Below are 15,249 nucleotides of genomic sequence, written 5' to 3' on the forward strand. Positions count from 1 at the left end.
GGCCGAGAACAACGGCGTTGCTGCTCGTCGCGGGACTCGTGGCCACCGCGATGACGGTGCTGGTCAACGGCCAGGCGCTGGCCGGCACGACGCTCGCGGCGTCGGCGGCGGAGAAGGGCCGCTACTTCGGCGCGGCCGTCGCGGCCGGGAAGCTCGGCGACAGCACCTACACCACGATCCTGAACCGCGAGTTCGACAGCGTCACCGCCGAGAACGAGATGAAGATGGACGCGACCGAGCCCAACCAGGGCCAGTTCACGTTCACCAACGGCGACCGGATCGTCAACCACGCCCTCGGCCGCGGCATGAAGGTGCGCGGCCACACCCTGGCCTGGCACTCGCAGCAGCCCGGCTGGATGCAGCGCATGGAGGGCTCGGCCCTGCGCTCGGCGCTGGTCAACCACATCACCAGGGTGGCGTCCTACTACCGGGGCAAGATCCACTCTTGGGACGTGGTGAACGAGGCGTTCGCCGACGGCGGCAGCGGCGGTCGCCGCGACTCGAACCTCCAGCGCACCGGCAACGACTGGATCGAGGTCGCGTTCCGCACCGCACGGGCCGCCGACCCCGGCGCGAAGCTCTGCTACAACGACTACAACACCGACAGCATCAACGCGAAGTCCACCGGCATCTACAACATGGTGCGCGACTTCAAGGCCCGCGGCGTCCCGATCGACTGCGTCGGCTTCCAGTCCCACCTGACCAACTCCGCGCCGTCGGACTACCGGGCCAACCTCCAGCGCTTCGCCGACCTCGGCGTGGACGTGCAGATCACCGAGCTGGACATCTCCGGCTCCAACCAGGCCAACGCGTACGCCGACGTCACCCGCGCGTGCCTGGCCGTCGCCCGCTGCACGGGCATCACGGTGTGGGGCATCCGGGACAGCGACTCCTGGCGCACCGGCCAGAACCCGCTGCTCTTCGACGCCTCCGGCAACAAGAAGGCCGCTTACACCGCCGTGCTCAACGCCCTGAACGAGGGCGGCGGCGGCCAACCCGGGGTCATCGACACGACCGCGTGGTACGTGCTGGTGAACCGCAACAGCGGCAAGGCGCTCGACGTCTACAACCTCGCCACGAACGACGGCGCGCGCATCACCCAGTGGTCCCGCAACAACGGCAACCAGCAGCAGTGGCAGTTCGTCGACTCCGGCGGCGGCTACTACCGCGTGAAGTCGCGGTTGTCGGGCAAGGTGCTCGACGTCTACAACTTCTCCACCGCCGACGGCGCGGCCATCGTCCAGTGGGCCGACGGCAACGGCAGCAACCAGCAGTTCCGCGTGGTCGACGCGAGCGGGTACATCCGCCTGATCAACCGGAACAGCGGCAAGGCGCTGGAAGTCCAGGGCGCGTCCACCGCCGACGGCGCCAACGTCGTCCAGTACAGCGACTGGGGCGGCGCCAACCAGCAGTGGCAACTCCTCCGCGTCGGTTGATCCGGCACGGCTCCCGGCGCACGGTGGGCGACCGCCCGCCGTGCGCCCGTACGTCATCCCCCACCCCGAAGAAGAGGAGCACGCCCATGGCCGGGTCAGGCCAACACCCGCCCACCACCACCCCGCGCACCGGCAGGCGCCGCAGGCTCGCAGGCCTCGCCGCCGCGGTCGTCACCGTGCTGGTCGGCGGTTTGCTGACGGCGCTCGGCACGACGACCGCGTCGGCCGCGACCGTGGACACCACCGCGTGGTACGTGCTGGTGAACCGCAACAGCGGCAAGGCGCTCGACGTCTACAACCTCGCCACGAACGACGGCGCGCGCATCACCCAGTGGACGCGCAACGACGGCAACCAGCAGCAGTGGCAGTTCGTCGACTCCGGCGGCGGCTACTACCGCGTGAAGTCGCGCCACTCCGGCAAGGTGCTGGACGTCTACAACTTCTCGACGGCCGACGGCGGCTCGATCGTGCAGTGGACCGACAACAACAGCACCAACCAGCAGTTCCGGTTGGCCGACTCCGACAGCGGCTACGTGCGGCTGATCAACCGCAACAGCAACAAGGCGCTGGAGGTGCAGGGCGCGTCCACGGCGGACGGTGGCAACATCGTCCAGTACAGCGACTGGGGCGGTGCGAACCAGCAGTGGCAGTTCGTCCGCGTCGGGTCCGGTCCGACGACCACGACGACCACCCAGCCCGGTGGCACGTGCTCGCTCCCGTCGACCTACCGCTGGACCTCGACGGGGTCGCTGGCGAACCCGAGGTCGGGCTGGGTGTCGCTCAAGGACTTCACCTACGTCCCGTACAACGGCAAGCACCTGGTCTACGCGACCACGCACGACACCGGCACGCGCTGGGGATCGATGAACTTCGGGCTCTTCGGCAACTGGTCCGAGATGGCCTCGGCGCCGCAGCAGGCCATGAACATCAGCACCGTCGCGCCCACGCTGTTTTACTTCGCCCCGAAGAACATCTGGGTGCTCGCCTACCAGTGGGGCGGCACGGCGTTCAGCTACCGGACCTCGACCGACCCCACCAACCCCAACGGGTGGTCGGCGCAGCAGACCCTGTCCACGGCCAGCATCACCGGCTCCGGCACCGGCCCGATCGACCAGACCATCATCGGCGACAGCCAGAACATGTACCTGTTCTTCGCCGGTGACAACGGCAAGATCTACCGCCAGGTCATGCCGATCGGGAACTTCCCCGGCAGCTTCGGCTCCTCCTACACCACGATCATGAGCGACACGACCAACAACCTGTTCGAAGCGGTCGAGGTGTACAAGGTCCAGGGCCAGAACCAGTACCTGATGATCGTCGAGGCCATCGGCTCCAACGGCCGCTACTTCCGCTCGTTCACCTCCAGCAGCCTCAGCGGTTCCTGGACCCCGCAGGCCGCCACCGAGAGCAACCCGTTCGCGGGCAAGGCCAACAGCGGCGCCACCTGGACCAACGACATCAGCCACGGCGACCTGGTCCGCGCCAACGCCGACCAGACCAAGACCATCGACCCCTGCAACCTCCAACTCCTCTACCAAGGCCGCAGCCCCAACTCCGGCGGCGACTACGGCCTGCTGCCCTACCGACCGGGCGTGCTGACACTGCGACGCTGACCGACCCCCCGACGCCCCGCACACCCGTGCGGGGCGTCGGGCCGCACGCCGCCCGAAGCGGCGGGTAAGGAGTTGTCATGTCCGTCCCCGATGAACTACCACGACGCCTCGCGCGCCGGCGAAGCCGGTGGTCGCGAGTGGCCGCGGTGACGGCCGCGGTCGTGCTCGGCGGTGTGATGGTGGTGTTCGGCTCGGCGACCAGCTCGGCGGCCACCGTGGACACCAACGCCTGGTACGTGCTGGTCAACCGCAACAGCGGCAAGGCGCTCGACGTCTACAACCTCGCCACGAACGACGGCGCGCGCATCACCCAGTGGACGCGCAACGACGGCAACCAGCAGCAGTGGCAGTTCGTCGACTCCGGCAACGGCTACTACCGGCTCAAGTCACGCCACAGCGGCAAGGTGCTCGACGTCTACAACTTCTCCACCGCCGACGGTGCGTCCATCGTCCAGTGGGCCGACGGCAACGGCACGAACCAGCAGTTCCGCCTCGCCGACTCCGACGGCGGCCACGTCCGCCTGATCAACCGCAACAGCAACAAGGCCGTCGAGGTGCAGAACGCGTCGACGGCGGACGGGGGCAACATCGTCCAGTACAGCGACTGGGGCGGCGCGAACCAGCAGTGGCAGCTGGTGAAGATGGGCTCGACGCCGACGACCACCACGACGCCGCAGCAGCCGGGCGGGCAGTACACCAACCCGGTGGTGTGGCAGGACTTCGCCGACGTCGAGGTCATCCGGGTCGGTGACGCCTACTACATGACCGCCTCCACCATGCACTACTCCCCCGGCGCGCCGATCCTGCGCTCCTACGACCTGGTCAACTGGGAGTTCGCCGGCCACTCCGTGCCGTCGCTGGACTTCGGCACCAAGTACGACCTGACCAACGGTCAACGCGCCTACGTCAACGGCATCTGGGCGTCGACGTTGCAGTACCGGCCGAGCAACCGCACCTACTACTGGGCCGGCTGCATCGACTTCAACGACACCTACATCTACACCGCGGCCGGCGTCGAAGGACCGTGGAACCGGCACGCCCAGCTCGACCAGTGCTACTACGACGCGGGCATGCTCATCGACGACAACGACACCATGTACGTCGCCTACGGCAACGGCACCATCAGCGTCGCCCAACTCTCCGCCGACGGCCGCAGCCAGGTCCGCTCCCAGCAGGTGTTCCAGACCCCGTCCAACATCGGCACCCTCGAGGGCGCACGGTTCTACAAGCGCAACGGCAGCTACTACATCTGGCTGACCCGGCCCGCCAACGGCCAGTACGTGCTCAAGGCCAGCAACCCGTTCGGCCCCTACACGCTGCGGCAGGTGCTGCTCGACCTCCCCGGCCCGATCCCCGGCGGTGGTGTGCCCCACCAGGGCGGCCTGGTCCAGACCCAGAACGGCTCCTGGTACTACATGTCGTTCGTCGACGCCTACCCCGGCGGCCGCGTCCCCGCGCTCGCCCCGATCACCTGGACCGCCGACGGCTGGCCCACCCTCCAGACGGTCAACGGCCGGTGGGGCGTGAACTACCCGTCACCGCTGCCGACCAGGCCGGTGAAACCCCTCACCGGGACCGACACCTTCGCCGGCACCACCCTGGGGCCGCAGTGGGAGTGGAACCACGACCCCGACACGTCCAAGTACTCGGTGAACAACGGGCTGACGTTGCAGACGGCCACGGTCACCAACGACCTGTACGCCGCCCGCAACACGCTCACCCACCGCATCCAAGGACCGACTTCGACCGCCACCATCGAGCTGGACTACAGCACCATGCGTGACGGCGACCGCTCCGGCCTGGCCATGCTGCGCCAGTCCTCGGCCTGGATCGGCGTCAAACGCGACAACGGCCAGACCCGCGTCGTCATGACCAACGGCCTTGCCATGGACAGCAGCTGGCGCACCACCAGCACCGGCACCGAGGCCGCGAGCGCCGCGGTCAGCGGCGGCCGGATCTGGCTGCGGATCAACGCCGACATCCAACCCGGCTCCAACCGCGTCGCCCGCTTCTCCTACAGCACCGACGGCACCACCTTCACCACGCTCGGCCCCAACTTCACCCTCAACAACGCCTGGCAGTTCTTCATGGGCTACCGCTTCGGCATCTTCAACCACGCCACCCAGGCGCTGGGCGGCTCGGTCAAGGTGAGCAAGTTCGACCTCACCACGCCCTGACCCGGAAGGGCGGTGCCACGACCCCCTGCGGCAACCAGCCGCAGGGGGTTCACCCATTTGCTCCGACGTGGGGTCCGATCGACCAGCCTCAGCACATCGAAATTTGCGAATGTTCTTTCGAATTTTTGCGAAACACACCGCGTTTCGACTAACGATGTTAGGGCTCGTACCACTGTGAGACACAACCGGTTAACCATACGGCTGAGCTGCGGTTTCCGACCCTGGTCAAGATCACCTGGGATACCCTTCCCGCGTTCATGCATGTAAACCCGGCGCACGACCGGGCGGAGGAGCGGCCTTGATTGCCATAACTGTTTCGACTAATACTGCTTAACGTTTCGAGCCGGCTTCGACCGGCTCCGCTCCCCCACCCGATCCACCCGCCGCAGTGCGGGTGCTCCCCAGAAAGCGCCAAACATGACGCTGACAGCGAAGTCAGTCTCACGAGTCGCACTCGTGTCGACGTTGGTAGCCGCCGCCGCGGGCGCCGCGCTCCTGGTGGCGTCGCCCGCCAGCGGCGCCGCCTCCACGCTCGCCGCCGCGGCGCAGCAGAGCGGGCGGTACTTCGGCACGGCCGTGGCCGCGAACAAGCTGGGCGACTCCACCTACGTCGGGATTCTCAACCGTGAGTTCGACATGGTCACGGCCGAGAACGAGATGAAGATGGACGCGACCGAGCCGAACCAGGGCCAGTTCAGCTACGGCAACGCCGACCGGATCGTCAACCAGGCCCGCAACCAGGGCAAGCGCGTCCGCGGCCACGCCCTGGCCTGGCACTCCCAGCAACCCGGCTGGATGCAGAACATGTCCGGCACCGCGCTGCGCAACGCCATGCTCAACCACGTCACCCAGGTCGCCACCTACTACCGCGGCAAGATCTACGCCTGGGACGTCGTCAACGAGGCCTACGCCGACGGCAGCAGCGGCGGACGCCGCGACTCCAACCTCCAACGCACCGGCAACGACTGGATCGAAGCCGCCTTCCGCGCCGCCCGCGCCGCCGACCCCAACGCCAAGCTCTGCTACAACGACTACAACACCGACAACTGGTCCCACGCCAAGACCCAGGGCGTCTACCGCATGGTCCAGGACTTCAAGTCCCGCGGCGTCCCCATCGACTGCGTCGGCTTCCAAGCCCACTTCAACAGCGGCAACCCCGTCCCCAGCAACTACCACACCACCCTGCAGAACTTCGCCAACCTCGGCGTCGACGTCCAGATCACCGAACTCGACATCGAAGGCTCCGGCTCCACACAGGCCCAGCAGTACCAAGGCGTCGTCCAAGCCTGCCTCGCCGTCACCCGCTGCACCGGCATCACCGTCTGGGGCATCCGCGACACCGACTCCTGGCGCGCCTCCGGCACCCCCCTGCTCTTCGACGGCTCCGGCAACAAGAAAGCCGCCTACAACTCGGTGCTCTCCGTGCTGAACAACGCTTCGACCACGGTTCCGACGACCACCGACACCACCGGCCCGACGACCACCACCACGTCGAACCCCGGCAACGGCGGCTGCACGGCGACGTACTCCGAGGGGCAGAAGTGGAGTGACCGCTTCAACGGCCAGGTCACGGTGTCGGGCACGAACAACTGGATCGTCACGGTGACCGTCAGCTCGCCGCAGCGGATCATCGCCACGTGGAACACCAGCGCGACGTGGGAAACGGCCAACGTGATGACCGCCCGGCCCAACGGCAACGGCAACACGTTCGGCTTCACCATCCAGCACGGCGGCAACTGGAGCTGGCCCAGCATCTCCTGCCGGGTCGGCTGACGCGAGGCGCGGTGGGAGGGCCCGACCGCCCCGGGCCCTCCCGCCGCGTTCCGACGACGACAGCCCAACAGTGGAGGGGAAACCCATGCGCAGGAGTGAATTCCGTGCGTCGCGACCGGCCGCGCTGGTGACGGCGGCGGCGCTCGTCGCGACCGGCGGCGCGCTGATCGGGTCGCAGCCCGCGACCGCCGCGGCCGGGTGCCGGGTGGACTACGCGATCGCGTCGCAGTGGCCGGGCGGGTTCGGGGCCACGGCGGTCGTGACGAACCTCGGCGACCCGGTGAGCGGGTGGCGGCTCTCGTGGGCGTTCTCGGGCGACGAGCGGATCACGCAGTCGTGGAACGGGTCGCACACCCAGTCGGGCGCGCAGGTCACCGCGGTCAACGCGGCGTGGAACGGTTCCATCGCCACCGGGGCATCGGTCTCGTTCGGCTTCAACGCCACGTCCAGCGCCCGCCCAACTACCCCGCAGGCGTTCAGCCTGAACGGCACCACGTGCACCGGCTCGACCACTACGACGACGACCACCACCACGTCTACCACCACCACGACAACCACAACGACCACGACGACGACCCCCCAGCCGAGTCGTCCGATGATCGAGAACAACTTCGCCGTCACCCGTGAGGGCGCGTACGGCGACAACCGCTTCACCGTGTTCCGCCCGTCCGACCCGCAGGCGGTCGGGCGCGCGCTCCCGGTGCTGGCGTTCGGGAACGGCGCGTGCGCCCACACCAACAACAGCGAGGTCACGCGGGCGCTGACGTTCGTGGCGTCGAAGGGTTTCGTCGTGGTGAACACCGGTTCGGTCGACGGCTCGCCCAACGGCGTCCCCAGCGGGTCGCCCATCCCCTCCCTCCTGACCGACGCGATCAGCTGGGCCGAGCGGGAACAGGGCCGGGCGGGCGCGCCGCTGCGTCAGCGCCTCGACCTGACCAAGGTGGCCACCGCGGGCCACTCGTGCGGCGGCCTGGAGGCACTCGTCGCCGCGCAGGACCGCCGGGTCTCCGGCGTGGTCTCGTTGAACAGCGGGTTCTTCGCCGACGGCGCGTTCGGCTACCCGCGCTCCGAACTGGGCAAGCTGCACACGCCCGCGATGTTCATGGACGGTGGCTCCTCCGACATCGCCTACGCCAACAACCAGGCCAACTACGACCTGGCCACCGTGCCCGCGGTGCTGGCCAGGCAGCCGCAGGCGGGCCACAGCGGCTTCATCGGCGGCAACCAGATGACCGACGGCATGACGACGGTCGTGCAGTTCCTCGACATGGTCCTCAACGCCAACCCGACGGCACGCGCCTACATCCTCAGCCCGTCCGGGCTCGCCGCCAAGGCACCCTGGTTCGTGGCAACGAAGAACTTCTGAACCAGCGCTCAGCGGGTTCACACCTCGTTCCACCGTCACGAGGTGCGTCGCTCGGCTGTGGGGCCGACTCCGGTTCGACCGTCGACCCCACACCGTCGGCGCGACGCCGCGGTGGCTACGGGACGACGAGCTTCATGCGGTCGAGCACCTCCTGGAGGTGCCCCTCCGACGCGGCGTGCGCGTAGTAGCCGTGGTACAGGTCGATGAGCACGCGCACCACCCCGTCCCGGTCCAGCACGGGGTTGTCGCGGAGTCCCCGCCACAGCACCACCATCGGCACGAGCCCACCCGGGTTCGCGAGGTCGGGCATGGAGTACTCGGGGAGCGACGCGACCCGCCGCGCGCCCCACCGCTCGTAGAAGGCCACCCGCCGGGCCGGCATCGGATCACACCCCGGCGTCCGGATCGGGTCCTCCACCTCCAGCACGATGCCCCGCACCGGGGACTCGGCCCGCAGGTCGTCCACGATCGCGGCGAGCAGGGCGGCGCCCGTCCCCGAACCGCGCTCGGAGGGCAGCACGGCCAGGTACTCCAGGTAGGCCGCCCCCGAGCCGGTCAGCGCCAGCGCGGTGGCGAAGCCGGTCAGCCGCCCGTCGGGCGAGTCGGCCGTCCACAACCACGTGCTGTCGCGGCGCGAAACGCTGTCGTGCTCGCCGCGTTCGGCGGCCGGGAACGACTCCTCCCAGATCGCCTCGATCTGCCGCAGATCGGCAGGCGACAGGGTCCGCCACTCACGTCGGCGCACGGTCGGCCGATCGGACCCGGTACCTCGCTCGCTCATCGTGTGGGTGAACTCCTCGTCGGGACGGGGCGCGCCGCGAACGCCCGGTCGTTCGCGGTCAGGGGATCGCACCACTCGGCGCGTGGTCCGATCGTCGCCCGACACCGCCGGAATGCGCACCGCGGTCGAACGGCCGTACTCGATCGAGCGCACTTCTTCACCACACGGGGTGGCGGCCTGGTCACGATCCAGGCGCCGCCCGAGGGCATGTCCACCGATCTCGACGCCTGCTCCGCGTCAGCTCTCCGACGGGGACCGGCGCAGCGGGAAACCGAGGTCGAGGCCTGCGTCGGTGAGTTCGTCGCGGACGCGGGGGTGGGCGACGTGGTCGATGATCTGCTGGGCCTGCTCGCCCGCGTCGTGACCCCAGATGGTGGCGGTGCCCTGTTCGCTGACCAGGTAGCTGTGCTGGAACGAGGTCACCGGACCGGTCAGGCGGGGCACCACGGTGGACACGTCGGCCTTGGGGTGCCAGGACGGCAGCGCGACGATCGCCCGCCCGCCCGGCGAGTGCAGGGCCCCGACCACGAAGTCGGTCTGGCCGCCGAACCCGGAGTAGATGACCCCGTGCACCCGGCTGGCGTTGGCCTGCGCGTACAGGTCGACCTGCAACGCGCTGTTGATCGAGACCAGGCGCGGCCGGCGGGCGATCAGCCCCGGGTCGTTGGTCTTCTCCGTGCGCAGCAGCCGGACCCGCGGGTTGCGGTCGACCCAGCGGTACAGCTCCTGGCTGCCGAAGACGAACGACGCGGTCACCGGGGCGTCGGGGTCGAGCGCGCCCGCCCGTTCCAGGGCCGGGACGCCGTCGCTGAACATCTCCGACCACACCGTGAGGCCCTTGCGCCCGGTCAGCGCGGCGAGCACCGCGTCGGGGACCGCACCGATGCCCATCTGCAGGGTCGCGGCCTCGGGCACGAGCGCCGCCACCCGTTCGGCGATGGCGCGGGACACCTCGCCGATCTCGCGGGGCGTCGGTGAGGTCAGCGGCTCGTCGACCTCGATGGCGTAGTCCACCTCGTCGCACGGCAGCACCCCGTCGCCGTAGGTGTGGGGCATCCGCAGGTTGAGCTGGGCGATCACCAGGCCGCCGCGGGCCCGGACCGCCTCGATCGCCGCGGGCAGGATGTTCACCTCCGTGCCCAGCGACACGCAGCCGTCCACCGGGGTGGAGGTGTGCACCAGCACGATGTCCGGCGGCAGCGACTGCCGGAGCAGGTTCGGCACCAGCGACAGCCGGGACGGGAAGTACCGCAGCGCGCGCTTGCCGCGCATGCCCGGTCCGACGAACGGCGTCTCCAGCACCACGCCGTCGCGATCGGGCAGGCCCGGCTGCGCGTTCAGCGCGAACAGGCGGTACTCGGGCAGCACCTCGTCCAGCACGGTCAGCGCGTGACGGGGTGTGGCGTGGTTCCCGCTGACCACCACCCGCGGGCAGGTGGTGGCGGCGGGCAGCACGGTGGCCAGTCGGGACTCGGACAGCAGGCGCATGGACCGGGGTTACCCATTTGTCGGCGGTGTGGTCCGGCAGAGCGGCAGGCACCGCCCTAGGAGTGGCCTACCCGGAGCGACGTCGCGGCGGCCAGGGCGGTCGCGATGGCTTCGGTGACGGTGGGGTGCACGTCCAGCAGGTCCAGGACGCCGGTTTCGGTCAGCGGGGCCAGCACGGCGCGCTGGTCGGTGGCCACGGCGAACCCGGCGGCGCACCGCTGCGCGCGGTGACGGGCTTCGATCAGCAGGGACAGGCCGATGGAGCCGAAGACCACCACGCCGCTCAGGTCGAGCACCAACGCCTCCGGTCGGGCGTCCACCGCGTCGACCACCCACGACCGCAGCTCGTCGCAGGTGTCCATGTCGACCTCGCCGTGCACGGAGACGACCGCGACGCGGTCGCGCCAGGTCGTCTCGACCTCGATCGGCGCGCTCGGCTCCGCTCGACTGTCCATCACACCGCGCCTCCCGCCAGGACCCGGCGATCCCGCACAGGGCAGCGTAACTCCCTGACCGGCCACGACGGTGTGCGGCGGAGCACGAGCGCCCGGTTGGCGCAGTGCGCTGGGGCATCGGGGTCACGGGCCGGACCGCGGTGCGGGGTTCACGCCGTCGTGCCCCGGTGGCGTCGGTAGTGGCGGGCGGAGCGCGCGCGGTTGCCGCAACCCGCCGAGCACCACTCGCGGCGGGGGTGGTCCTTGAGGAAGTACAGGACGCAGCCGGGTCCGAAGCACGCGCGAAGCTGGTCGCGGGCGTCCTGGCTGAACAGCGTGACGGCGTCCTCGGCGATGGCCGAGACGGCGGCCGAGGCGGCTTGGCCGCTGGTGCGGGTGTGCCGGGAAGGCGCACCGCCGGGTGTCCACGTCAGCACCGACCAGCGGGGCGTGTCGCCGGCGGCCTCGTTGAGCACGGCCACGGCCGCGTCGAGTTCGCGCACGTCGGACGCGGCTGCCGGGCGGGGATCCCCGGTGGCCTCGGCGGCCAGCCTGCGCAGCGCGTCGCGCAGGCCGGTCAGCCGGTGCGCGAGCCGGTCCAGGTCGGGCGTGGTGAGCCGGTCGAGGTCGCCCGGGGAGAGCAGGTCCGTCCTGGCGCAGACGCGGCGCAGCCACGCCCGGACGCCGTCGCGGTCGCGCAGCGCGTCGTGCACGCCGTCCCGGTCGGCCCAGACGGTGTTCATCAACTCGACCGGCAGCGGCTCGCCCAGCAGCGGCGCGTCCGTGTCCATGCCGTCGAGGCTAGCGCACTTCTAACGGTTAGGGCCGTCTCCATCCGTTGACAATGGTCCGGAGCGCGTGCCAGAGTCGTTCTAACGGTTGTTGACGGTCTCAACCGTAAGAACCGAGGGGGTGTTGACGGCATGTCCGGTTTCCACGAAGGAGAGCTGGCCGTGCAGCGACGGGCGGGTGTCTCCGACGACGCCGCACGGCTGTCGGCCATGGTCGCCCCGGCCCAGTTGAGCGCGGGGGTGGCGCGGTTCCTCGCCGAGCGCACCTTCGCCGCGATCACCGCACGCGACGACGACGGCGTCCTGTGGCTCTCCCCGCTCACCGGCCCGCCGGGGTTCCTGCACGTCGACCCGCCCACCGCGCTCACCGCGCGGACGTCACCGGCCGCGGGCGATCCGCTCCGCGGCCTGCCGGCCGACCAGCCGGTGGGGCTGATCGCGGTCGAGTTCGCCCTCCGCAGGCGCCTGCGCCTCAACGGCACCCTGGTCGACGCCGGGGTCGACGGGCTGCGCGTCGACGTGGAGCAGGCGTTCGGCAACTGCCCCCAGTACATCCAGGGACGACTCCTCCACGCCACCTCCGCGAACCCGGGCGCCGCACCGGTCCGGCGCGGGGAACAGCCCACACCCGACGACGTCGACCTGATCCGCCGCGCCGACACGGTCCTCGTCGGCACCACCCACCCGACCCGCGGCAACGACGCGTCGCACCGAGGTGGCGCACCGGGGTTCGTGCGCGTCGAGGGAGGAGGGCTGTGGTGGCCCGACTACTCGGGCAACAACATGTTCACCACCCTGGGCAACATCCACGCCGATCCCGAAACCGCCCTGCTGTTCCTCGACTTCACCACCGGCCGCACCCTGCACCTGTCGGGCCGGGCCGAGGTCGAGTGGACCGGTCCGGGAGCCCTCGGCGACGACGACCGCACGGGACGTCGCGTCCACTTCACCCCGCGGCACGTGGTCGCCGGCCGACTGCTGCCGCTGCGCGCCGACGCCGTGTCCCCGTCCCCGTACAACCCGCCGCTCACCACCCAGTGAAGGACCGCCCGACCGTGACCGACGCCCGCCCGCCGTTCCCGCCGTTCGACCTCGACGACGCCCTCGCCAAGGTCCAAGCCGCCGAAGACGCCTGGAACACCCGCGACCCGCACCGCGTCGCCCTCGCCTACACCGAGGACTCGGCGTGGCGCAACCGGGACGTCTTCCTCACCGGTCGGCGGGAGATCGTCCGGTTCCTCACCGCCAAGTGGGAGCGCGAACTCGACTACGCGCTGCGCAAGAGCCTGTGGGGGTTCCGCGAGAACCGCATCGCCGTCCGCTTCCAGTACGAGTGGCACGACGCGGCGGGCCAGTGGTTCCGCTCCTACGGCAACGAGCTGTGGGAGTTCGCCGGCAACGGCCTGATGCGCCGCCGCGAGGCGAGCATCAACGACGTGCGCATCGAGGAAGCCGACCGCCGCTGCTTCGGCCCCCGCTCCCCCGGAGAACGCGGCCCCGATCACGACATCCCGCTCGCCTGAACCCCTTCACCAGCACGTCGCGGGCATCGCCCTCGGCCGGCACGGGCCGCGCGTCACCACCGACCTCGGCCACCAGCTCGTCCAGCACGCGCCGGTGGTCCTCGCGCAGCCGCTCCGGGTCGATGCCGGCCGCGACCGCGGCCGACACCGGCCACCCCCTCCCCGCGGTTGATCCCCACCGGGGGCGGACCACTGCGAGCGGGCACTCGGCGTGGTGGACGAGGGCCTGGCTGGTGGAGCCGAGCGGCATGCCGGTGAAGCCGCCCATGCCGTGGCTGCCCACGACCAGGCGGTCGTGCGCGACCACGCGGTTCACGTGCACGTCGAGGTACTTCTCCCGCGAGGCGCTCGGCCGGCAACCGCAGCTGCTCGTCCTCGACCCGCGCCCAGTCGACCGTGAAGCGGAGGTGGAAGGCGCTGTCGACCAGGAAGTCCGTCCAGGCGATGACCGCGGTCAGCGGTGCGCCGAGCACGGACGCCTCGGCGAACGCGAACCCGATCGCCTCCTCGCTCGCGGGCGAACCGTCCACACCGACCACGACGGGAGCACCCATCACAGGTTCCCCTCCGGATCCGCTCTGTCGGTTCCGACGCTAGGCAGCCCACGCCGCGCCGGCGGCGGTCGTCGTCGCACCGGGACCTAGGGCCAGGACCGGGCACCACCCACGACCTGTGCCGCACGCCGCCGGCGTGCGGGGAACCTCCAGCGCGTAGTAGGAGGGTCTTCGGACCCTGTGCGGGGAGACTGGCCTCCACCAGTCGCGCGGGCACGCCGAACCCCGGAGGACCCGGTCCGGAAGGGACCTTCGACCGTGTGGCCCGGGCCGCCGCGAGCGCACAGTGGAGGTACCGGAAAGGCAGGGACGACATGACGAACGTGACCGGGGTGCTCGGGTTGGCGGTGGACGAGGTGACCGACGTGCTCACCGCCGCGGCACTCGCCCCGTCGGTGCACAACACCCAGCCGTGGCGGTTCCGCCTCGCGCCCGACCGGATCGAGCTGCACGTCGACCCGGCTCGCAGGCTGCCCGCCACCGACCCGGAGGACCGGGAACTGCGGCTGTCGTGCGGCGCCGCGCTGTTCAACCTGCGGCTGGCGCTGCGCGAACGCGGCATCCGACCGCTGGTGACGCTGATGCCCGGCGCGGAGGCGCCCGGCGCGCTCGCCACCGTCCGCCACGGCGGGTTCCGCGACTTGGACGAGGAGACCCGGCAGCTCATCGCGGCGATCCCGGCGCGGCGGTCCAACCGCAAGCCGTTCCGGGACGCGCCGGTGCCCGTCGGACACCGGCACGCGCTGGTGCGGGCGGCCGAACGGGAGCGGTCGTGGCTGCACGTGGTGACCGACCGCGACGAGCGGGCCCGACTTCAGGGCTTCGTGGCCAGGGCGCACCGCATCCAGTGCGAACACCCCGGTGTCCGGGCCGAGCTGACCGGCTGGACCGGCCCGCGGACCGGGGACGGCATCCCGCCCACGTCCGCCGGCGTGCGACCGGCACCCCAGGACGAGTGGGCGTTGCGCGACTTCCAGGCCGCCGAGCGGACACCGGGCAAGGACTACGAGTCGGACCCGCTGGTCGTGGTGCTGTGCTCGTTCTACGACGGCGCGCTCGCCGAGCTCCAGGCGGGCCAGGCGCTGCAACGCGTGCTGCTCACCGCCACCACCCTCGGGCTGTCCGCGTCGTTCCTGTCCCAGGCGATCGAGGTGCGCCCCGTGCGCGAGGAGCTGCGCCGCGCCCTCGGCGGCGCGCTCGAACCGCAGACCGTGCTGCGCGTCGGCTTCGGCTCACCGGTTCCCGCCGGCCCCCGCCGCGCCGTCGAGGACCTGCTGCTCACGCCGATCGCCGCTACCTGAGCGCGACGGTGA

Annotated in this window: 13 protein-coding genes and 1 pseudogene; 8 read left to right on the plus strand and 6 right to left on the minus strand. The window is 70.6% G+C overall.

Features of this window, described 5'->3' with window-relative positions:
* Positions 1-17: 17 nt before the first annotated feature.
* From FHX81_RS04255 to FHX81_RS41155, 5 genes are all read left to right on the plus strand, one after another.
* On the plus strand, positions 18-1,436 hold the full coding sequence (locus FHX81_RS04255) for an endo-1,4-beta-xylanase (RefSeq protein ID WP_425473802.1): 1,419 nt from the start codon (positions 18-20) through the stop codon (positions 1,434-1,436).
* Positions 1,437-1,522: 86 nt separating this feature from the next.
* A complete protein-coding gene (locus FHX81_RS04260) occupies positions 1,523-3,049 on the plus strand; it encodes a non-reducing end alpha-L-arabinofuranosidase family hydrolase (protein WP_141975300.1) in 1,527 nt (508 codons plus the stop codon).
* 137 nt (positions 3,050-3,186) lie between these two features.
* Positions 3,187-5,226: a family 43 glycosylhydrolase gene (locus FHX81_RS04265; protein ID WP_425473803.1), complete on the plus strand. Its 2,040-nt coding sequence runs from the start codon at positions 3,187-3,189 to the stop codon at positions 5,224-5,226.
* A gap of 417 nt (positions 5,227-5,643) precedes the next feature.
* Positions 5,644-6,999, plus strand: a complete 1,356-nt coding sequence (locus FHX81_RS04270; RefSeq protein WP_141975302.1) for a glycoside hydrolase family 10 protein — start codon at positions 5,644-5,646, stop codon at positions 6,997-6,999.
* Positions 7,000-7,084: 85 nt separating this feature from the next.
* Entirely contained in the window at positions 7,085-8,365 is a 1,281-nt protein-coding gene (locus FHX81_RS41155) for a cellulose binding domain-containing protein (protein WP_211363372.1), read from the plus strand.
* A gap of 115 nt (positions 8,366-8,480) precedes the next feature.
* On the opposite strand, the gene FHX81_RS04280 is transcribed toward FHX81_RS41155, so the two are convergent.
* From FHX81_RS04280 to FHX81_RS04295, 4 genes are all read right to left on the minus strand, one after another.
* Positions 8,481-9,146: a GNAT family N-acetyltransferase gene (locus FHX81_RS04280; protein WP_141975303.1), complete on the minus strand. Its 666-nt coding sequence runs from the start codon at positions 9,144-9,146 to the stop codon at positions 8,481-8,483.
* Positions 9,147-9,383: 237 nt separating this feature from the next.
* Positions 9,384-10,634, minus strand: coding sequence for an acetyl-CoA hydrolase/transferase family protein (locus FHX81_RS04285; RefSeq protein WP_141975304.1), 1,251 nt, complete (start codon positions 10,632-10,634; stop codon positions 9,384-9,386).
* A gap of 56 nt (positions 10,635-10,690) precedes the next feature.
* The gene (locus tag FHX81_RS04290) at positions 10,691-11,089 is read right to left on the minus strand and encodes an STAS domain-containing protein (protein ID WP_141975305.1); all 399 of its coding nucleotides are present in this window, start codon (positions 11,087-11,089) and stop codon (positions 10,691-10,693) included.
* A gap of 149 nt (positions 11,090-11,238) precedes the next feature.
* A complete protein-coding gene (locus tag FHX81_RS04295; protein WP_141975306.1) occupies positions 11,239-11,859 on the minus strand; it encodes a CGNR zinc finger domain-containing protein in 621 nt (206 codons plus the stop codon).
* 132 nt (positions 11,860-11,991) lie between these two features.
* Between FHX81_RS04295 and FHX81_RS04300 the strand changes: the two genes are divergently transcribed.
* Both FHX81_RS04300 and FHX81_RS04305 read left to right on the plus strand, forming a co-directional pair.
* Positions 11,992-12,900 (plus strand): pyridoxamine 5'-phosphate oxidase family protein, encoded by a 909-nt coding sequence (locus FHX81_RS04300; protein ID WP_141975307.1) that lies wholly within the window; start codon positions 11,992-11,994, stop codon positions 12,898-12,900.
* 14 nt (positions 12,901-12,914) lie between these two features.
* On the plus strand, positions 12,915-13,382 hold the full coding sequence (locus tag FHX81_RS04305) for a nuclear transport factor 2 family protein (RefSeq protein ID WP_141975308.1): 468 nt from the start codon (positions 12,915-12,917) through the stop codon (positions 13,380-13,382).
* On the opposite strand, the gene FHX81_RS42790 is transcribed toward FHX81_RS04305, so the two are convergent.
* A complete protein-coding gene (locus FHX81_RS42790; RefSeq protein ID WP_342787258.1) occupies positions 13,288-13,650 on the minus strand; it encodes a universal stress protein in 363 nt (120 codons plus the stop codon). The two genes, FHX81_RS04305 and FHX81_RS42790, sit on opposite strands and share 95 nt — an antisense overlap.
* A gap of 148 nt (positions 13,651-13,798) precedes the next feature.
* Positions 13,799-13,936, minus strand: a pseudogene (locus tag FHX81_RS42795) (universal stress protein); the annotation flags it as partial.
* 314 nt (positions 13,937-14,250) lie between these two features.
* Here FHX81_RS42795 and FHX81_RS04315 point away from each other — a divergent pair.
* The gene (locus FHX81_RS04315) at positions 14,251-15,237 is read left to right on the plus strand and encodes an Acg family FMN-binding oxidoreductase (protein ID WP_141975309.1); all 987 of its coding nucleotides are present in this window, start codon (positions 14,251-14,253) and stop codon (positions 15,235-15,237) included.
* Positions 15,238-15,249 lie beyond the last annotated feature (12 nt).

It is taken from the genome of Saccharothrix saharensis, assembly GCF_006716745.1.
In the GTDB taxonomy this organism is placed as follows: Bacteria; Actinomycetota; Actinomycetes; order Mycobacteriales; family Pseudonocardiaceae; genus Actinosynnema; species Actinosynnema saharense.